General features: G+C 69.5%; 21 protein-coding genes. All 21 read left to right on the forward strand.

The window, feature by feature from the left end; genetic code table 11:
* Window positions 1–62 precede the first annotated feature (62 nt).
* The gene (locus tag WA640_RS09380; protein WP_335987386.1) at window positions 63–572 is read left to right on the forward strand and encodes a DUF948 domain-containing protein; all 510 of its coding nucleotides are present in this window, start codon (window positions 63–65) and stop codon (window positions 570–572) included.
* A 65-nt stretch (window positions 573–637) separates the two neighbouring features.
* A complete protein-coding gene (locus WA640_RS09385) occupies window positions 638–931 on the forward strand; it encodes a hypothetical protein (RefSeq protein ID WP_106364527.1) in 294 nt (97 codons plus the stop codon).
* A 29-nt stretch (window positions 932–960) separates the two neighbouring features.
* Window positions 961–3,642, forward strand: a complete 2,682-nt coding sequence (gene alaS / locus WA640_RS09390; protein ID WP_335987387.1) for an alanine--tRNA ligase — start codon at window positions 961–963, stop codon at window positions 3,640–3,642.
* Window positions 3,643–4,122 (forward strand): Holliday junction resolvase RuvX, encoded by a 480-nt coding sequence (gene ruvX, locus WA640_RS09395; RefSeq protein WP_335987388.1) that lies wholly within the window; start codon window positions 3,643–3,645, stop codon window positions 4,120–4,122.
* 8 nt (window positions 4,123–4,130) lie between these two features.
* Window positions 4,131–5,399 (forward strand): endolytic transglycosylase MltG, encoded by a 1,269-nt coding sequence (locus tag WA640_RS09400; RefSeq protein WP_335987389.1) that lies wholly within the window; start codon window positions 4,131–4,133, stop codon window positions 5,397–5,399.
* The gene (locus WA640_RS09405; RefSeq protein ID WP_335987390.1) at window positions 5,396–6,214 is read left to right on the forward strand and encodes a shikimate dehydrogenase; all 819 of its coding nucleotides are present in this window, start codon (window positions 5,396–5,398) and stop codon (window positions 6,212–6,214) included. The genes WA640_RS09400 and WA640_RS09405 overlap by 4 nt, the downstream gene beginning before the upstream one ends.
* 11 nt (window positions 6,215–6,225) lie before the next feature.
* On the forward strand, window positions 6,226–6,633 hold the full coding sequence (locus WA640_RS09410) for a thiol-disulfide oxidoreductase DCC family protein (protein WP_106364532.1): 408 nt from the start codon (window positions 6,226–6,228) through the stop codon (window positions 6,631–6,633).
* 30 nt (window positions 6,634–6,663) lie between these two features.
* The gene (locus WA640_RS09415; protein ID WP_335987391.1) at window positions 6,664–7,128 is read left to right on the forward strand and encodes a hypothetical protein; all 465 of its coding nucleotides are present in this window, start codon (window positions 6,664–6,666) and stop codon (window positions 7,126–7,128) included.
* On the forward strand, window positions 7,125–8,030 hold the full coding sequence (locus WA640_RS09420; RefSeq protein WP_335987393.1) for an HTTM domain-containing protein: 906 nt from the start codon (window positions 7,125–7,127) through the stop codon (window positions 8,028–8,030). Before WA640_RS09415 ends, WA640_RS09420 begins: the two co-directional genes overlap by 4 nt.
* Before the next feature lie 43 nt (window positions 8,031–8,073).
* Window positions 8,074–8,544 (forward strand): hypothetical protein, encoded by a 471-nt coding sequence (locus tag WA640_RS09425; protein WP_146148103.1) that lies wholly within the window; start codon window positions 8,074–8,076, stop codon window positions 8,542–8,544.
* Window positions 8,541–9,491: a hypothetical protein gene (locus tag WA640_RS09430; RefSeq protein ID WP_335987394.1), complete on the forward strand. Its 951-nt coding sequence runs from the start codon at window positions 8,541–8,543 to the stop codon at window positions 9,489–9,491. The genes WA640_RS09425 and WA640_RS09430 overlap by 4 nt, the downstream gene beginning before the upstream one ends.
* Window positions 9,442–10,440, forward strand: coding sequence for an ABC transporter ATP-binding protein (locus WA640_RS09435; protein WP_335987395.1), 999 nt, complete (start codon window positions 9,442–9,444; stop codon window positions 10,438–10,440). The genes WA640_RS09430 and WA640_RS09435 overlap by 50 nt, the downstream gene beginning before the upstream one ends.
* Window positions 10,437–11,234: an ABC transporter permease gene (locus WA640_RS09440; RefSeq protein WP_335987397.1), complete on the forward strand. Its 798-nt coding sequence runs from the start codon at window positions 10,437–10,439 to the stop codon at window positions 11,232–11,234. Before WA640_RS09435 ends, WA640_RS09440 begins: the two co-directional genes overlap by 4 nt.
* Window positions 11,227–12,036, forward strand: coding sequence for an ABC transporter permease (locus WA640_RS09445; protein WP_335987398.1), 810 nt, complete (start codon window positions 11,227–11,229; stop codon window positions 12,034–12,036). The genes WA640_RS09440 and WA640_RS09445 overlap by 8 nt, the downstream gene beginning before the upstream one ends.
* 3 nt (window positions 12,037–12,039) lie before the next feature.
* Entirely contained in the window at window positions 12,040–12,828 is a 789-nt protein-coding gene (locus WA640_RS09450) for an ABC transporter permease (RefSeq protein WP_335987399.1), read from the forward strand.
* Complete coding sequence (locus WA640_RS09455; RefSeq protein WP_335987400.1) at window positions 12,818–13,624, forward strand: ABC transporter permease; 807 nt, start codon at window positions 12,818–12,820, stop codon at window positions 13,622–13,624. The genes WA640_RS09450 and WA640_RS09455 overlap by 11 nt, the downstream gene beginning before the upstream one ends.
* A 212-nt stretch (window positions 13,625–13,836) precedes the next feature.
* The gene (locus WA640_RS09460) at window positions 13,837–14,763 is read left to right on the forward strand and encodes a serine protein kinase RIO (RefSeq protein WP_335987401.1); all 927 of its coding nucleotides are present in this window, start codon (window positions 13,837–13,839) and stop codon (window positions 14,761–14,763) included.
* 37 nt (window positions 14,764–14,800) lie between these two features.
* Window positions 14,801–16,687, forward strand: coding sequence for an excinuclease ABC subunit UvrC (uvrC, locus tag WA640_RS09465; protein ID WP_106364542.1), 1,887 nt, complete (start codon window positions 14,801–14,803; stop codon window positions 16,685–16,687).
* 93 nt (window positions 16,688–16,780) lie between these two features.
* Window positions 16,781–17,719 (forward strand): RNase adapter RapZ, encoded by a 939-nt coding sequence (rapZ, locus tag WA640_RS09470; protein ID WP_106364543.1) that lies wholly within the window; start codon window positions 16,781–16,783, stop codon window positions 17,717–17,719.
* Between the two features lie 6 nt (window positions 17,720–17,725).
* Window positions 17,726–18,643, forward strand: coding sequence for a gluconeogenesis factor YvcK family protein (locus WA640_RS09475; protein WP_106364544.1), 918 nt, complete (start codon window positions 17,726–17,728; stop codon window positions 18,641–18,643).
* Between the two features lie 3 nt (window positions 18,644–18,646).
* Window positions 18,647–19,633 (forward strand): DNA-binding protein WhiA, encoded by a 987-nt coding sequence (gene whiA / locus WA640_RS09480; protein WP_106364545.1) that lies wholly within the window; start codon window positions 18,647–18,649, stop codon window positions 19,631–19,633.
* Window positions 19,634–19,662: the final 29 nt, after the last annotated feature.

Here is a 19,662-nt window from a genome sequence, read left to right on the forward strand (position 1 = left end):
AACCGGGGAAGAATCACCAGCCGCACCGGTCGGCTGACATGCTTCAGCAAGGGGGAAGAGCTGTGCCAGGCGAGACGTTGGCGGTCGAGTTCGAGAACGTGAGCCTTGGAGAAGTCGCGTTCCTCATCATTGCGGTCGCATTCTTCATCTTCAGCCTCATGCTCGCGGTCGGTCTCATCCGAAAGCTCAACGGCACGGTCACCCGCGTCAACGGCATCCTCGACAAGGTCGACCACGAGATCGGCCCGATCCTGCGGAACGCGAACGCGACGCTCGACAACGTGAACGCCTCCCTCGTGCAGGTCGAAGGCGAGCTGGAGAAGGTCTCGGCGATCACCGGGAACGCCGCCCACATCTCCTCGAACGTCGCGAACGTCACGAGCCTGGTCGTCTCGGCCGTCGGCTCGCCGCTGGTGAAGGCCGCCGCGTTCGGGTTCGGGCTGCGCTCGGCCGTGAAGAAGCGCAACCAGGGCTACGACGAGGACCAGGTCCGCCGCATGGTCGAGGCGTCGCGCCAGACCAAGCGCGAGGCCAAGCGGTCCGCGAAGGCCCGTCGCCGCGCAGCGAAATAGTACGGCCGCGCGGCGAAGTAGTGCGGCCAAGTGACATCGTTCGTAAAACGGATTGAGGGGTCCCCGTGCTCAAGCGGATGATCTGGGTAGGCATCGGTGTCGTGGTCGGCGTCGTGGTGGTCCGCAAGATCACCAAGGCGGCGGAGTCGGTCACTCCGGGCGGGGTCGCCGAGCGGATCGGCGATGCCGGTGCTGGAATGAGGGAATCGCTCAAATCGTTCTGGGCCGACGTCTCCGAGGCCAAGCAGGCCAAGGAGGCCGAGCTGTACGAGGCGATCGAGCGCGGCGACGACATCGCGCCGCTCCTCACTGAAGAAGAAGACGAAGACGACGACCGGGCCGCGGGCCGGTTGTTCTAGCAGTAGCGAGACCTTGAAGGAGGTGCCCCATGGAGACCGCTGAAATCCGACGCCGGTTTCTGAAGTTCTTCGAGTCCAACGGCCATACGGTGGTCCCTAGCGCACCGCTCCCGGCGATCGAGGACCCGAACCTGCTGTTCATCAACGCGGGCATGGTCCAGTTCGTGCCCTACTTCCTCGGCCAGGCGAAGCCGCCGTGGGACACCGCGGCGTCGGTGCAGAAGTGCATCCGCACGCCCGACATCGACGAGGTCGGCAAGACCTCGCGCCACGGCACGTTCTTCCAGATGAACGGCAACTTCTCCTTCGGGGACTACTTCAAGGAGCAGGCGATCCGCTACGCCTGGGACCTGACCACCGGCTCGGTGGAGCAGGGCGGCCTGGGCCTGGACGGCGACCGCATCTGGGCGACGGTCTACCTCGACGACGACGAGGCGATCGACATCTGGCACAAGCAGATCGGGCTCCCGCTCGACCGCATCGTGCGCCGCGGCCAGGAAGACAACATGTGGTCCATGGGCATCCCCGGACCCTGCGGCCCCTGCTCGGAGCTGTACTACGACCGCGGGCCCGACTACGGCCCCGAGGGCGGCCCCGAGGTCGACGAGGACCGCTACCTGGAGTTCTGGAACCTCGTGTTCATGCAGCAGGAGCGCGGCGCGGGCCCTGCCAAGAAGGACTACGAGATCCTCGGCGACCTGCCGAAGAAGAACATCGACACCGGCATGGGCCTGGAGCGCATGGCGTCGATCCTCCAAGGGGTCGACAACATGTACGAGATCGACGAGGTCCGCCCGCTCATCGACAAGGCGTCGGAGCTGACGGGGAAGCGCTACGGCGTCTCCACCTCGCACACCGCCTCCGAGTCGCACCCGGACGACATCCGCTTCCGCGTCATCGCCGACCACGTGCGCTCCGCGCTCATGCTCATCGGCGACGGCGTCGTGCCCTCGAACGAGGGCCGCGGCTACGTGCTGCGCCGCATCATGCGCCGCGCGATCCGCTCCGTGCGCCTCCTCGGCTACGACAAGCCCGCGCTGCCCGAGCTGCTCCCCGTGGCCCGCGACTGCATGAGCAAGTCCTACCCCGAGCTCGCGCAGGACTTCGAGCGCATCTCCTCCTACGCGTACGGCGAGGAGGAGGCGTTCCTGAAGACCCTCAAGCACGGCACGACCATCCTCGACACCGCGGTCGCCGAGACCAAGACCGAGGGCGGGAAGACCCTGTCCGGGTCCAAGGCGTTCGAGCTGCACGACACGTACGGCTTCCCGATCGACCTGACCCTGGAGATGGCCGAGGAGCAGGGGCTCTCGGTCGACCAGGAGGGCTTCCGCCAGCTCATGGCGGAGCAGCGCCAGCGCGCGAAGGCCGACGCGGCCGCGCGCAAGACCGGCCACGCGGACCTGTCCGCGTACTGGCAGCTCCTCCAGGAGCAGGGCCCGACCGACTGGAAGGCCTACGAGTCCCTGGAGACCGAGTCCCGCGTCATCGGGATCCTCTCCGAGGGCAAGCCGGTCCCGGTCGCGAAGTCCGGGCAGATCGTGGAGGTCGTGCTCGACCGGACCCCGTTCTACGCGGAGTCCGGCGGCCAGCACGCCGACGCGGGCAAGCTCACCGGCCCCAGCTTCTTCGGCGAGGTCGTGGACGTGCAGCGGCCCGTGAAGAAGCTCGTGGTCCACCAGGTCCGCGTCCTCGAAGGCGAGCTCGTCCTCGACGACCGCGTCGAGGCGACCGTGGACGCCGAATGGCGCCTCGGCGCCCGCCAGGCGCACTCGGGCACCCACGTGGTGCACGCGGCGCTGCGCGAGGTGCTCGGCCCGACCGCGCTCCAGTCCGGCTCGTTCAACCGGCCCGGCTACCTGCGCCTGGACTTCTCGTGGCGGGCGAAGCTCTCCGACGAGACCAAGAGCGAGATCGAGGAGGTCTCGAACAAGGCCGTCCGCGACGACCTGCCCGTCTCGGTCAAGTACATGAGCCTGCCCGAGGCGAAGGACTTCGGCGCGGTCGCGCTGTTCGGCGAGACCTACGACGAGACCGTCCGCGTCGTCGAGATCGGCGGCCCCTGGTCGCGCGAGCTCTGCGGCGGCACGCACGTGTCCCACTCGGCGCAGATCGGCCCGCTCGTCCTCACCGGCGAGTCCTCGGTCGGCTCCGGCCAGCGCCGCGTCGAGGCCGCGACGGGCATGGAGGCGTACCGCTACCTCGCCCGCGAACGCGACCTCGTCTCGCAGATCGCCGAGGAGATCGGTGCGCAGCGCGGCGATGTGCTCGAACGGGTCCGCGCGATCCTCCAGCGCTCCAAGGACGCCGAGCGCGAGCTGGCGGGCCTCCAGGCGAAGCTCGTGTCCGGCCGCGCGGCCGAGTTCGCGCAGAACGCGAAGCAGGTCGGGGCCGTGAAGGTCGCCGCGGTCCAGGCGCCCGAGGGCACCAAGGGCGGCGACGTGCGCAACCTCGCGATGCAGATCCGCGGGCACCTGCCCGAGGACCAGCCGGGCGTCGCGGCGGTCGTCGCGACTGCCGGCGGCAAGGCCAGCATCGTCGTGGCGGCGAACGCGGCCGCGAAGGCGCAGCACGTCTCGGCGGCGGCGCTCGTGAAGGCCGCGCTGTCCGGCAAGGGCGGCGGCAACGACGACGTCGCGCAGGGCGGCGGCGTGCCCGCCGACCAGGCCCCGCAGCTGCTGGACGCGGTCGTCCGCGCCATCGGCGCGTAGATGGAAGACGCATCGAACGGCCCCGCACCCACCGAGTGGGTGCGGGGCCGCCGTCTCGGCATCGATCTGGGCAAGGCCCGCATCGGGGTCGCCGTGTGCGATCCGGACGGTCTTCTCGCCACTCCGGTCGCGACGGTTCGTCGCGACCTTAGAACCGCTGGTGAGCACATTCCGGCCGATATTCAAGAAATCGCCGAAACGGCCCGGGAATACGATGTGGTCGAAATCGTCGTCGGCCTACCGGTTACTCTTTCGGGTGAGGAGGGGCCGGCAGCCGCCCACACCCGAGCCTGGGTGGAACGGTTCGCCGACCACGTCTCGCCAACGCCGGTGACCCTGACCGACGAGCGCATGACGACCGCCGTCGCCACCCGCCGCCTGAACGAAGGCGGGGTGCGCGGGAAGCGGAAGCGCTCCATCGTCGACCAGGCGGCCGCGGTCGAGATCCTCCAGCAATGGTTGGACCGTCGGCGGAGGTAGGGACAAGGATGCTCGGCGATTTCAGGACCGAGGACGAGCGCTCGGCGGCACCGCGCAGCCACCGCCGCAAGGACTCCGGCAAGTCGCTGATCGCCATGACCCTGGTCGTCGCCCTCTTCGGCGTCCTCGGCGTCGGCGGCTGGTGGGCGTACAACAACGTCATCAAGGACTACTTCGTCGCCGAGGACTTCACCGGCGACGGCAACGGCAACCAGGTCGTGGTCACCGTCGAGCAGGGCTGGCTCGTCTCCGACATCGCCTCGGAGCTCGAAACCCAGGGCGTGGTCGCCTCCGCGAAGGCGTTCCTCAACGCCTCCGAGGACGACGGGAACTCCGGCCAGTCGATCCAGCCCGGCACCTACGCCATGGAGGAGGAGATGTCCGCCGCCTCCGCGCTGGCGTTCATGACCGACCCGGCGAACCTGACGCTCGACCACGTCGTCATCCCCGAAGGCAAGCGGTCCTTCGAGGTCTACGAGATCCTCTCGGCGTACACCGGCGTCCCGATCGCGGACTTCGAGGCCGCGGCGCAGGACCCGGAGGCGCTCGGCGTCGACCCGATCTGGTTCGAGGGCTTCTCGGACCGGCAGGTGAAGTCCGTGGAGGGCTTCCTGTTCCCGTCGGCGTACGAGTTCGACGAGACCTGGACCGCGGAGGCCATGCTCACGGAGATGGTCAAGCGGTTCAACGAGACCATCGACGAGATTGGCTTCCTCGACAAGCTCTCGTCAATCCAGGACCCGGACCCGGACTACGACCCGAGCGCCATGGAGAACCAGACGTTCTACCCGCCGACGGGCGGCGAGTTCAAGATCTACCCGTGGATGGCGCTCCAGATCGCCTCGATCGTCCAGTCCGAGTCCGGCATCGCGACCGACGACCCGAAGATCGCCCAGGTCATGTACAACAAGATGTACATCAACCCGTACGACCACGGGCAGACGAACTGCAACTGCTTCGAGTCCGAGGCGATCTGGAACTACGGGCGCCTGCTCAACGGCGACGACGCGATCACCTCCGGCGAGGACATCAACTGGGGCGAGGTCATGCGCGACCCCGACAACCCGTGGTCCCCCTCGGCCCCTGAGCACGCCGGGTACCTGCCGAGCGCGATCTCCAACCCCGGCGCCGCGGCGCTGGAGTCGGCGGTGGCCCCGGAGGCGGGCGACTGGCTGTTCTTCGTGACCGCCTACGAGGACGGCTCCGCGCTGTTCGCGGCGACCTACGAGGAGCACCAGGCGAACATCCAGATCGCCGAGGAGAACGGCATCCAATGATGAAGGCCGCCGTCCTCGGCAAGCCCATCGGGCACTCGCTCTCGCCGGTCATCCACAACGCCGGGTTCGCCGCGGCGGGGCTCGCCGACTGGACGTACACGCGCCACGAGTGCGACGAGTCCGGCCTGGCCGCGTTCGTCGACGGCCTCGACGACTCGTGGGCGGGCCTCTCGCTCACCATGCCGCTCAAGGAGGTCGCGCTCGACGTCGCCACGGAGGCCACTCCGGTCGCCGAGGCGATCGGCGCCGCGAACACGCTCGTCCTGCGCGGCGGCCGCCGCCTCGCCGACAACACCGACGCGCCCGGCATGGTCGACGCGCTCGCGGAGATCGGCATGAAGGAGGCCGAGGAGGTCGCCGTGCTCGGCGCGGGCGGGTCCGCGCGCGGCGCGCTCGCGGCCGCGCAGCAGCTCGGAGCGTCGTCGGTCACGGTGTACGCGCGCCGCCGGGAGGCCGTGCGCGAGCTCGAACCGGTCGCCTCGCGCCTGGGGCTACGCTTGAAGGCCGCCGACTGGGAGGACGCCGCCCGGGCCGGGCGGGCCGACCTGGTCGTCGCCACGGTCCCGAAGGGGGTCACCGACGACCTCCGGCCCGACTGGTCCGCCGACGCCGTCCTGTTCGACATCCTCTACGACCCGTGGCCGACGCCGCTGGCCGCCGGGGCCGAGGCCGAGGGCGTGCGCGTCCTCGACGGGCTCGCGCTCCTGCTCGCGCAGGCGGTGCGCCAGTGGACCCAGTTCACGGGCGTCGCGGACGCCCCGGTGGCGGCGATGCGCCGCGCACTCTACGACGCGGTCCCGTCCCGGACCGAGTGAAGGAACCGACGATGCACGAAGATCACGTCTTCCTCTACGACGGCGACTGCGCGTTCTGCACCACGTCGGCGAACTTCCTGGAGAAGCACGTGCGCACGACCGCGCGCGTCGTCCCGTGGCAGTGGGCCGACCTGGTGGCGCTCGGCGTCACCCAGGAGGAGGCCGAGGCGGCCGTCATGTGGGTCGAGCTGAACTTCCAGCGCTCGGGCCCGGACGCGATCGCGGTGCTCCTGCGCCGCGCCCAGTGGTACTGGCGGCCCATCGGGTGGGCCCTGTCCCTCAAGCCCGTCTCGTGGATCGCCTGGCCCGTGTACCGGTTCATCGCGCGCAACCGGCACCGCCTGCCCGGCGGCACCGCTGCGTGCTCCCTGCCGCAGGCCGAGCGCGACCGCCTCCGCGGGCAGCAGAGCAGCGGCTGACCGCCGACGGGGCCGTGCCATACTTCCCCGATGTCCGCTGACCGCACCGAACGCCCTTTGACGCGCACCGGCCGGATCGTCCGGGTCGGCGCCGCCCTCGCGATGGTCCTGGCGCTCATGGCGACCTCCGTGTGGGGCGAGGACGACTTCTTCCCGTTCGCGCCCTTCAAGATGTACTCGCGCGCCCACGACACCGACGGCTGGGCCGACTCCACCAACGTGTTCCTGGAGAACGCCGAGGGCGAGCGGATCGCCATCAGCGACAACGACACCGGGTTCCGCCGGGCCGAGCTCGAAGGGCAGCTGACCCGCTTCCGCGAGGACCCGGGCCTGCTCGCGTACATCGCCGAGGCGTACGAGGCCGCGCACCCCGACGAGCCCGAGATCGTCGCCGCCGAGATCATCACGAAACGGTACGAGCTGGTCGACGGCGCGCGCACCGGCGAGGAGACCGAAGAGGTCGTCGCCGCCTGGACCGAGGAGGGGGCCGCGTGAGCGTCCGCAGCGCCGTGAACGGCTTCTTCTTCGAGCCCGTGCCGCTTGGCCGGGTCGCCGCGATGCGGTTCCTCGCCGGGCTCTACGTGTGGATCGAGTGGTGGGCGTACATGCCCTTCATCTTCGGGCACCGCTTCGTCCCCGGCGAGCTGTACCAGCCGCTGTTCGTCGGCCGCGTGCTGCCGCTGCCCACCCCCACGTACTGGCTCGTCACCGGCACGCTCATCGTGATGCTCGCGGCGGCCGTCCCGATGATGTTCGGCTACCGGCCCAAGCTGTTCGGGTGGATCCTGTTCGCCGCGTACTTCGAGTGGATGGTCATCGCCAACTCCTACGGCAAAGTGGACCACGCCAGCTTCGGGTTCATGACCCTGCTCCTGGTGCTCTGCCTCATGCCGTCGCACGCGAAGTGGGGCGACAGGGAGCACCTCTCCGAGCGCGCCGGGTGGGGCTTCAAGCTCGTCCAGATCGCCGTGGTCCTCACGTACTTCCTGTCCGCGTGGGCGAAGTTCCGCTACGGCGGCTTCGACTGGGCCAATTCCGGGGTGTTCACGTGGGCGATCATCCGCCGCGGCACCGTCTTCTCGGACTGGATGCTCGACTTCCCGTGGCTGCTGCACGTCGCCCAGTGGGGCATGATCGCGTTCGAGCTGCTCACGCCGGTCGTCCTGTTCGTGTACAAGTGGAAGCGGGTCCAGTACGCGATCGTCGCGTTCTTCTACTGCTTCCACCTCACCGTGTTCCTCGCGATCGGCATCAGCTTCCTGCCGCACCTGGTCGCCATGGCCTGCTTCCTGCCGCTGGAGCGCATCGACCCGAAGGCGATCTTCCGCCGCCTCAAGAACCGCCGCCGCGCCGAACCCCCGAAGGCCCGCGAACCCGAACCCCAGTTCGACGCCTGACGCGGGTCCGCCCCTCGTGGCGGGCCCGTGCCATACTCTTGCCGTGTCCCCTTACCTACCCCGTATCTCCAGGGTCCGGCCCAAGGGACGCGTCCTGCGCGTCTCGATCACCATGGTCGTCCTCGCGCTCGTCACCGCCACCACCTTCTGGGGCGGCGACGACTACTTCCCGTTCGCGCCCTTCAAGATGTACTCCGGCTCGATGTCGCTCGACGGCTGGGCCGGATCGACCCGCGTCGAGGCCGTGAACGAGGAAGGCGAGCGGTTCAAGCTCACCGAGGCCGTCACCGGGTTCCGCCGCGCCGAACTCGAAGGCCAGAAGAGCCGCTTCATCGAGGACCCCGCGCTCCTCGAATACATCGCGCAGGCGTACGAGAACGCCAACCCCGACAAGCCCGAGATCGTCACCGTCGAGATCATCGAGCGCCGCTACGAGCTCAAGGACGGCCACCAGACCGGCGAGGTCCTCGAAGTCGTCGAGGCCGCCTACACCCGGGACGGAGCCGACGCGTGACCCAGCTCCCCTTGCAGCAGAAGGCCGTCGGCTGGTTCTTCCAGCCCGTCGCCCTCGGCCGCGTCGCCGCCATGCGGTTCCTCGCCGGCGCCTTCATCTGGGTCGACTGGTGGTGGTACATGCCGTGGATCCTCGGCCACCGCCACGTCCCGGGCGAGCTCTACCAGCCGCTGTTCATCGCCCGCGTCCTCCCGGTCTTCCCCGTCCCGAACTACTGGATCGTCGTCGGCACCCTCGCGGTCCTCCTCGCGGCCACCGTCCCCATGATGTTCGGCTGGAGGCCGCGCCTGTTCGGCTGGATCGTCGCCGCCGCGTACTTCGAGTGGATGATCATCGCGATGTCCTACGGGAAGGTCGACCACGGCAAGTTCGCGTTCCTGCTGCTCCTGTTCCTCCTGCCCACCATGCCGAAAGCGAAATGGGGCGACCGGGAGCACCTCTCCGAGCACGTCGGCTGGGGCTTCAACCTCGTGCAGATCGGCGTCATCTGCACGTACTTCTTCGCCGCCTGGGCCAAGTTCCGCTACGGCGGCTTCGAATGGGTCAACTCCGCGACCATGACCTGGGCGATCATCCGCCGCGGCACCGAGTTCTCCACCTGGATGCTCGACTACCCGTGGATGCTCCGCGCCGTCCAGTGGGGCATGGTGAGCTTCGAGCTGCTGACGCCGATCATCATGTTCATCGCCGCCAAACGACTCAAGTACGCGGCGGTCGCGTTCCTGTACTGCTTCCACGTCTCCGTGTACCTCGCCGTCGGCATCAGCTTCCTGCCCCATATGGTCGCCATGGCCTGCTTCCTGCCCCTGGAGCGCGTTTCGCCCCGTGACCTGGTTCGCAGGCTGAAGCGCGGGAAACGAGTTGAGGAAAGCGCTCCAATTTCCATACCGTTGAACAATGCCGATTCTCGAAGCCCGCAACCTCACGAAGACCTTCCGGCGACCTGACAAGGCCTCCGGCTTCAAGGGCGCGGTCAAGCACCTCGCCCAGCGCAAGTACAAGAACTACACCGCGGTCGACGGCATCGACCTGTCGATCGAGCCGGGCGAATCGGTCGCGTACGTCGGACCCAACGGCGCGGGCAAGTCCACCACCGTCAAGCTCCTCACCGGGATCTTGCGCCCTTCCGAGGGCACCGTCCGGGTGATGGGCCGCGACCCGCACACCGAGCGCATCGCCAACGCGCACGACATCGGCGTGCTCTTCGGCCAGCGCACCCAGCTGTGGTGGGACCTGCCCGTCGAGGAGTCCCTCAAGCTCCTCAAGCACATGTACGGCGTCTCCGACGCGGACTACAAGGCCCGCATCGCGCGCTTCGACGAGCTGCTCGACCTCGGCGAGTTCATGCCCGCGCTGGCGCGCACGCTCTCGCTGGGCCAGCGGATGCGCGCGGACTTGGCGTGCGCGCTCATCCACGCGCCCAAGATGGTCTACCTCGACGAGCCGACGATCGGCCTGGACATCTCCGTGAAGGACCGCCTGCGGGCGTTCCTGCGCGAGCTCGTCGACGACGGCACCACCCTGCTCCTGACGAGCCACGACCTCGCCGACATCGAGGAGGTCTGCGAGCGGATCGTCGTCATCGACAAGGGCGCGGTCGCCTACGACGGCCCGATCACGCAGCTCAAGGCCCACTACATCACCACCAAGGCCGTGAAGCTGTTCCTGGAGGAGGCCGCGGATGTGCCTGCGCTGGAACTGAAGTACCCGCAGTACGAGTGGGCCGCGGGCGAGGCCCCCAGTGAAGTCGTGGTCACCTACGAGTCGGCCCGCTTCACCACGGCCGAGGTCCTCGGCGGGCTCACCGCCGAACTCTCGCCGCGCGACCTGTCCCTCTCGGAACCGTCCATCGAGGACGTCATCCGCCGCCTCTACGCGGGAGAACTCACCCAGTGAGCAGTGCCTTCGCGGTCGACCGCGCGTTCGCGGTCATCGCGTTCAAGCGCCGCCTGGCCTACAAGACCCAGTGGCTGGTGGGCCTCGTCCTCGGCGGCGGCGCCATGCTCGTCTCGATGGCGATGTGGCGCGAGCTCCTCTCCGGCGGCGCGCTCTCGGGCTACGACTGGGACGCCATGCGCGCCTACGTCATCATCGGGTTCATCACCGCCACGATGGTCTTCGGCGCGGCCGACTGGCAGATCGCCGACCGCATCCTCGACGGCCACGTCGCGATCGACCTGACCAAGCCGGTCGACTTCCAGCGGGCCCGCGCGGCCGAGTACATCGGATCGATGTGCTCCACGGTCCCCACCGTGGTCCTCGGCGTGGCCGGGGCCTGGCTGCTGTTCGACCCGCCCGGCCCGGTCTCCGTCACGGCCGGGATCCTCACCGGCGTCAGCCTCGTCCTGGTGTTCCCGCTCGCGTTCGGCATCACGTACCTGACGGTCCTGGTGTGCTTCTGGACCAAGCGGTACCTGGGGGTCATGTGGCTGCGCGAGGCCCTCCTCGGCTTCTTCTCAGGGATGATGATCCCCTTGGCGTTCATGCCCTCCTGGCTCCAGGCCGTCGCCTGGGCCCTGCCGTTCCCGCACTTCACGACCACGCCGTCAGCGATCTACCTCGGCCACGTCGACACCGCGGGCGCCCTCGGGCTCCTCGCGGCGGAGGCGGCCTGGGCCGCCGGCATGTGGTTCGGGGCGCGGCTCATCTTCAACCAGGCGGTCAAGAAGGTGACGGTGCACGGTGGCTGACACGACGACCCATCCGGTGCGCCACACGGGCGGCGTCTACGGCCGCTCGATCGTCGCCCAGATCCGCGCCATCACCGAGTACCCGGCCGACTTCTGGGTCATGGCCTCGGCGGGCGTGATGTGGAACGTGCTCCAGTTCGCGTTCCTCACCGTCCTGTTCGCCGCCGTCCCCGACGTCGCGGGCTGGCGGTACCACGAGATGCTCATGCTCTCCGGGCTCCTCACCGTGGCCGCGGGCTCGACCGCGCTGCTGTGCGACGGCATCTGGAGCACCGGCACGTACGTCCTCAAGGGCGAGATCGACTACCGCATCACTCGCCCTGCGCCGGTCGTCGTCCAGGTCGCGAGCTCACACATCGGCATGCAGGGCTTCGGCGAGGTCGCGTTCGGGCTCGTCATGACCGTCTACGGGTGGATCGGCGCGGGCATGGGCCTCGCCGCGATCCCCGCGGGCGTCCTCGGCCTGGCGTGCGCGATCGTCATCGAGTGCGCGCTCATCACGATGCTGTGCGCGGTGAACTTCTGGATCAAGGGCACCAACTCGGTCTTCGCGTTCGTGATGCTCGACCTCCAGCACAACGCGATGACACTGCCGCTCGCGCTGTTCCCCGCCGCGGTGAAGCTCGTGACCATGTTCGTGCTGCCCGTCGCGTTCGTCAACTTCGTGCCCGTCGCGGTCCTCACCGGCCACCTCGGCCCCTGGTGGCTCGTCGGCCCGCCCCTGGCCGCCGCCGCGTCGGTTCTCGCGGCGGTCGGCGTGTACCGCCTCGGGCTGCGCTCCTACGACTCGTCTGGACACTGACACATGGCAAGCGTCGACGTCGCGCTCGCGACGATCTCCTTCAAGCGCAAGATCGCCTACAAGTCCACGTGGATCTTCTCGGTCATCTTCGGCGGCTGGTCGCTCCTGGCCGGCCTCGCCGTGTGGAACCACCTCATCGGCGACGGCGAGATGGGCGGCTACGACTGGCAGGCGATGAAGGCGTACCTCATCATCGGCTTCCTCACCTCGACCCTCGCGTGGGCCGGCTCCGACTGGGAGATGGCGAACCGCATCCTCGACGGCCTCGTCGCCGTCGACCTGACGAAGCCGGTGGACTTCCAGCGCGCCCGCGCGGGGGAGTACATCGGCGGGATGCTCGCCTCGGTCCCCGCCGCGCTCATCGGCACCGCCGCCGCGGTCCTGCTGTTCCGGCCCGCCGGGCCCGTCTCGCCGCTCGCCGCGGCCCTGACGGCGGTGAGCCTCCTGCTCATCTTCCCGCTCGCGTTCGGCATCTCGTACCTGTCGATCCTGACCTGCTTCGTGACGCAGCGGTACCTGGGCATCCAGTGGGCCCGCGACACGATGCTCGCGTTCTTTTCGGGGATGATGGTGCCGCTCGCGCTCATGCCCGGGTGGCTCCAAGGGGTCGCCTGGTCCCTCCCGTTCGTCCACTTCACCACCACGCCCGCCTCGATCTACCTCGGCCGCGTCGGCACCGCGGGCGCGCTCGGGCTCCTCGCCGCCCAGGCGGCCTGGGCCGTCGGGCTGTGGGTCCTCGGCAGGCTCATCTGGTCCCAACTCGTGAAGAAGGTGACCGTCCATGGCGGCTGAGCTCTCCGGGCCCCGGCACGCGTTCGGGGTCTACCGCCGCTCGATCGGCGCCTACCTGCGCTCGATCGGCGAGTACCCGGCCGACTTCTGGGTCATGGCCGTCGCGGGCACGTTCTGGCAGATCATGCTGTTCGCGTTCCTGACGATCCTGTTCGGGAACGTGAGCACCATCGACGGCTGGGGCTACCACGAGATGCTCGTCCTCGCCGGGTTCCTCGCCACCTCCTGGTCCTCCACGGCCCTGTTCTGGGACGGCGTCTGGGACACCGGGAAGATGGTCGTCGAAGGCGACATCGACTACCGCATCACCCGGCCCGCGCCCGTCCTCGTCCAGGTCGGCTCCAAACACGTCGGCATGCAGGTCTTCGGCGAGGCCACCCTCGGCGTCGTCATGCTCGCCATCGGCTGGACCGGCGCCGGCCTCGGCTGGTCCGCCGTCCCCGTCGGCCTGCTCCTCATGGTGTGCGCCATCGTCATCCAGGCCTCCCTGCTGACGATCGCGAACGCCGCGAACTTCTGGATGAAGGGCCGCTCCCCGGTCATCGCGTTCATGGTCACCGAACTCCAGAACGAGGCCATGCGCTTCCCGCTGACGATCTTCCCCGCCGCGGTCCGCCTCGTCCTCACCTTCGGCCTCCCGCTCGCGTTCGCCAGCTTCATCCCCGCGCAGATCCTCACCGGCAGGCTCGACCCGTGGTGGATCGCCACCGCCCCGGTCGCCGCGGGCATCTCCGCCGCCGTCGCCGTCTGGGTCTTCCGCATGGGCCTGCGCGCCTACGACTCCGCAGGCCACTAGGCCCGAAATAAAAGACTTGCGCGCCCCGGGCGCGATCCGCTAACCTTGCATCCGTTGCCCGGAGGCGGATCGCCCCGGGGCTTGTGAGGAATGGAGGTGTTACTGATGGCTGTCGTTGTCCACGCCCACGCCATGAAGCCCAGTTCACCTCCCGTCGCCGCCTCCTAATCTCTCTTCGCGGCGGACGGACTTCCTCACAGGAGCCATTCACCTTGCCTCGCAAGCAGCAATTCTCTGAATCCTTCCAGTCCACCAAGCGCCGCGACCGCGGGTCCCGCGAAGTCTTCTCCGATGAGGAGCGCGAACGCTACGAGTCGATGCGCACCGTCTTCGACGAGATCCCGAACGACGACCGCCCCCCGGCCGGGGACCGGTGGTCGATCTGGTGGGACTCCGAGCCGCTCCAGCGCGGCCCCGAGCCCCTGCCCGACTGGGTCATCACCGACCACGGCGCCGTCGACTACGAGCTCGGCGTCCTCAAGACCGGCAAGGAAGCGGACGTGTTCCTCGTCGAACGCGCACTCCCCGGCACCGACCGGGCCGTGATCCTCGCCTCCAAGCGCTACCGCAGCGCCGAGCACACCCAGTTCAACCGGGCCGGCGACTACACCGTCGGGCGCGCCGCCAAGCGCTCCCGCGACAACCGCGCCATGGCCAAGCGCACCACGTTCGGCCTCGAACAGGCCGCGGGACGCTGGGCCGCGGCCGAGTTCGACGCGCTCAAGCGCCTGTACCAGGTCGGGGTCCCCGTGCCCTACCCCGTGCAGGTCCACGGCACCGAGGTCCTCATGGAGTTCATCGGGCACGGCCGCACCGCCGCGCCCCGGCTCGCCGAGACCCGGCCCGAGCCAGGCGAGGCCGAGAGCCTGTGGGAGCAGGCCGCCGAGGCCCTGCGCCGCATGACCGAGCTCGGCTTCGCCCACGGCGACCTCTCGCCGTACAACACGGTGGTCCACGAGGGCCGCCTCATCGTCCTCGACCTCCCGCAGGTCGTCGACATCTACGCGAACCCGCTCGGGCTCGACTTCCTGACCCGGGACGTCGAGAACCTCGGCTCCTGGTTCGCGAACCGCGGGATCGACCGCGCGCTGGTCGACGACCTCCACGCGGAGGTCCTGGCGCTGGCGGCCAGGCCGTAACGGCGGTGGTGTCGGGGGCGGGATATAGCCTTGTGTTGTGGCAGTTGATTACCGTCCCGCCCCCGGCACGATCCCCACGCAGCCGGGCGTCTACCGGTTCCGGGACCGCGACCGGCGCGTGATCTACGTCGGCAAGGCGAAGAACCTCAGGAACCGCCTGAACTCGTACTTCGCCGACGAGACCCGCCTGCACGAGCGCACCCGCCGCATGGTGACCACCGCGCGGAGCGTCGAGTGGACCGTGGTCGCCACCGAGGTCGAGGCCCTCCAGCTGGAGTGGACCTGGATCAAGGAGTACGACCCGCGCTTCAACGTCATGTTCAAGGACGACAAGTCCTACCCGTGGCTCGCCGTGACCGTGGGGGAGGAGTTCCCGCGCGCCCAGGTCATGCGCGGCAACCGCCGCAAAGGGGTGCGCTACTTCGGGCCGTTCGGGTCCGCCTGGGCCATCCGCCAGACCCTCGACCTGCTCACCCGGGTCTTCCCGATCCGCACGTGCTCCGACACGGAGTTCAAGCGCTGCAACCGGATCAACCGCCCGAACCTCCTCGCCGACATCGGCAAGTGCTCCGCGCCGTGCGTGGGCCGCATCTCCGCCGAGGACTACCGCGAACTCGTGAACGGCTTCTGCGCGTTCATGTCAGGCGAGACCGCGCCCGTGCGCCGCCGCCTCCTCGCCGAGATGCAGGAGGCCTCCGAGGCCCTCGAATTCGAGCGGGCCGCGCGCCTGCGCGACGACCTCGCCGCCCTCGACAAGGTCCTGGAGCAGCAGGTCGTGGTCCTCGCCGAGGACGTCGACTGCGACGTCATGGCCGTAGCGGACGACGAGCTCGAAGCGGCCGTCCAGGTCTTCCATGTGCGCAAGGGCCGCATCAGGGGCCAGCGCGGCTGGGTCATCGACAAGGCCGAGCCGGTCGACCTGGCCGGGATCGTCGAGCGGTTCTGCCTCCAGTTCTACGGCGAGCAGAACGAGGTCGTGCCCAAGGAGGTCCTGGTCCCGGCCCTGCCGAACGACCACGAGGCGCTCGCGGAGCTCCTGTCGGAGCGCCGCGGCGCGAAGGTCGACCTGCGGGTGCCGCGCCGCGGCGACAAGCGGGCCCTCGCCGAGACCGTGGAGAAGAACGCGCTGGAGAACCTCCAGCGGCACAAGCTCAAGCGCGCCGGGGACCTGACGTCGCGCTCGAAGGCCCTCGAAGAGCTCGCCGACGCCCTGGACCTGCCGGAGGCGCCGCTGCGCATCGAGTGCTACGACGTGTCGCAGTCCCAGGGCGAGGACGTCGTGGCGTCGATGGTCGTGTTCGAGGACGGCCTGCCGCGCAAGAGCGAGTACCGGCGCTTCGTCATCAAGGGCGAGCGCAAGGACGACCTCGCGTCGCTCCAGGAGACGCTGCGCCGCCGCCTCTCCAAGCTCGGGGACCAGCCCGCCGGATCGCCTGTCGAGGACGGCGACGAGGAGCCCAAGCGCGGATTCCACTACCCGCCGCAGCTGCTCGTCGTCGACGGCGGCCAGCCGCAGGTCGCCGCCGCCGACCAGGTGTTCCAGGAGCTGGGGATCGACACGATCAACCTCGCAGGGCTCGCCAAGCGCCTGGAGGAGATCTGGCTGCCCGGCGAGGAGTTCCCGGTGATCCTCTCGCGCACCTCCGAGGCCCTGTACCTGATGCAGCGCGTCCGCGACGAGGCCCACCGCTTCGCGATCTCCCTGCACCGCACCAGGAGGCGCAAGAAGATGACGGCTTCGGCGCTCGACTCGGTGCCGGGCCTGGGGGAGTCGAAGAAGAAGGCGCTCCTGAAGCAGTTCGGGTCCGTGAAGCGCATCCGCGAGGCCGAACTGTCCGATTTGGAGGCTGTGCCCGGTATCGGGCCGAAACTGGCGGAGGCTTTGCAGACACATCTGCGTAATCCCGACGACAACGGCTCTTGAGACGGCTCTGGTAGCTATACGCTTGTCAATTCGGCCGCAGGGCCGGGGCCGTGTCAGCACGGCGGTTGGAACGAACTCGGGGATACTTGACTTATGGGTGTGGCAGCAGTGCATGCGGGTTCGAGCGACCGCAGCGAATTGGACCTCGTCATCGTCACCGGCATCTCCGGCGGCGGACGCTCGACAGTGGCCCGCGCACTGGAGAACGTCGGCTACTACGTCATCGACAACCTCCCGGAGTCGCTCGTCGGCCAGGCCGCCGAGCTGGCCGCCGCGGGCGGCGAGGAGGTCCGCCGGACCGCGATGGTCCTCGACGTGCGCTCGCGCGCGTTCATGACCGACCTCGTGGGCGTCATCGAGGACCTCCGCAAGGGCGGCTTCAAGCCGCACCTGGTGTTCGTCGACGCCGACGACGACGTCATCATCCGCCGCTTCGAGAAGGTCCGCCGGGCCCACCCGCTCCAGGGGGACGGGATGCTCGCGGACGGCATCGCCGCCGAGCGGCGCCTCCTGGAGCCGGCCCGCGGCTCCGCGGACACCCTGTTCGACACGACGCACCTGAACGAGAACCAGCTGCGCGCCCGCGTCGAGGACGCGTTCCTCGCCCCGTCGTCGCCGCGCCTCCAGTTCACCTGCATGTCGTTCGGGTTCAAGTACGGCATCCCCCGCGACGCCGACTACGTCGCTGACGTACGATTCCTTCCCAACCCGTACTGGGTCCCGGCCCTGCGCGAGCACACCGGCACCGACCCCGACGTCTCCGAGTACGTGCTCGGCCAGGACGGCGCCGAGGAGTTCGTCGAGTCGTACACGGCGCTCCTGCTCGGCACCACCCAGGGCTTCGAGCGGGAAGGCAAGCGGTACATGACGATCGCCATCGGATGCACCGGCGGCAAGCACCGCAGCGTCGCCATCTCCGAGGAGATCGCCAAGCGCCTGAACGCGGCCGGGTTCCCCGCGAACACCCACCACCGGGACCGCGGGAACGAGTTACTCCGTCACCGCACCACCGACACCCCCGATCCGAGGTAACCGCTGATGCAGAAAGTGGTCGCGTTCGGCGGCGGGCGGGGCCTGTCGGCCTCGCTGCGCGCGCTTTCGAGGCTCGACGTCGAGCTCACGGCCGTCGTCACCGTGGCCGACGACGGCGGCTCCTCCGGAGACATACGCGCGACCAGGCCCGTCCTGCCGCCCGGGGACCTGCGCAAGGCCCTCGTCGCGACCGCCGACCCGTCCCGCGCGGAGGCCGCGGAGCTGTTCTCGCACCGCTTCGGCGGCGACGACTTCCTCGCCGGGCACCCGGTCGGCAACATCGTGCTGCTGTCGCTGCTCGAACGGCACGCCAACCCCGTCGACGCCGTGGCCGCCGCGGGCCGCATCGTCGGCTCCCGCGCCCGCGTCCTGCCCATGTCGTGCACGCCCCTCGACATCGAGGCGGACCTCGCCGAAGGCGCCGGGACCCGCACGATCGTCGGCCAGCACGACGTCGCGGTCGCCGACGGCCAGGTCGCGGACGTGCGCCTCCTGCCCGCCGACGCCCCCGCCTGCCCCGAGGCCCTCGAAGCGGTCGCCGAGGCCGACTGGCACGTCTTCGGGCCCGGCTCCTGGTACACCTCCGTGATCCCGCACCTGCTCCTGCCTTCGCTCCGCGAGGCCATCGCCGCCTCCAAGGCCCGCAAGATCGTGGTGCTCAACCTCTCCGAAGAGAAGGAGACCGACGGCCTGACGCTCGCCGGGCACGTCGACACGCTGCGGCGATACGCTGAAGGTGTCCGGTTTCACTACGTCGTGTCAGGCGACGCCCGAACCCTCGACGATCCCGGATCGTTGAACAGTGCGGCACAATCGTTGGAGGCCCGGTTGGTCGCGGCGGACCTCGCCGCCGACGGCGTCACGCACGACGTCGGATCCCTGGCCGCCGTATTGGGAAACCTGCTGGTCGAAGATGGTGGTTAACGAATGGCGATGACCGCGGAGGTCAAGGACGAGCTCAGTCGCATCGAGGTCGCGAAGTCCTGCTGCCAGCGCGCCGAACTCGGCGCGCTCTTCCGGTTCGCCGGGGGCCTCCACCTCGTCGGACAGGGCAACGTGGTCGTCGAGGCCGAGGTCGACGCCGGGAACGTCGCCCGCCGCGCCAAGCGCATGATCGACAAGCTCTACAACTACGAGTCCGAGATCCACGTCCTCGTCGCCGCGGGCCTGCGCCGCAACAACCACTACCTGCTGCGCGTCATGGCCGACGGCCAGGCCTTCTCCAAGCAGATCGGCCTCACCGACCAGCGCGGCTACCCCGTCCGGGGCCTGCCCAACCACGTCGTCGGCGCCTACCCGTGCTGCGCCGAGGCCGCCTGGCGGGGCGCGTTCCTCGCCCGCGGCTCGCTCACCGAGCCCGGCCGGTCCTCCTCGCTGGAAGTGACCTGCCCCGGCCCCGAGTCCGCGCTCGCGCTCGTCGGCGCGGCCCGCCGCCTCGGCATCGCCGCGAAGTCCCGCGACGTGCGCGGCGTAGACCGCGTCGTCATCCGCGACGGCGACGCCATCGGCGAGCTGCTCACCCGCCTCGGCGCCCACGCCTCCGTCCTCACCTGGGAGGAGCGCCGCGTCCGCCGCGAGGTCCGCGCCACCGCCAACCGGCTCGCGAACTTCGACGACGCGAACCTGCGCCGCTCCGCGCGCGCCGCCGTCGCCGCCGCCGCGAAGGTCACCCGGGCCCTCGAAGTCCTCGCCGACGACGTCCCCGAGCACCTCGCGTCCGCGGGCCGCCTGCGCCTCGAACACCGCCAGGCCTCCCTCGAAGAGCTCGGCGCGCTCGCCGACCCGCCCCTTACCAAGGACGCCATCGCGGGCCGGATCCGGCGCCTCATCAACATGGCGACCAAACGCGCCCAGGAGACCGGCGTGCCCGGGCCCGACGACGTAGTCGCCGAAGAGGAAATGCTGGTCGCATAGGACGGCTTCGCCCCGATTCGCCACACCCG

The sequence above is a fragment of the Glycomyces sp. MUSA5-2 genome (assembly GCF_037034145.1).
GTDB classification, from domain to species: Bacteria; Actinomycetota; Actinomycetes; order Mycobacteriales; family Micromonosporaceae; genus Glycomyces; species Glycomyces artemisiae.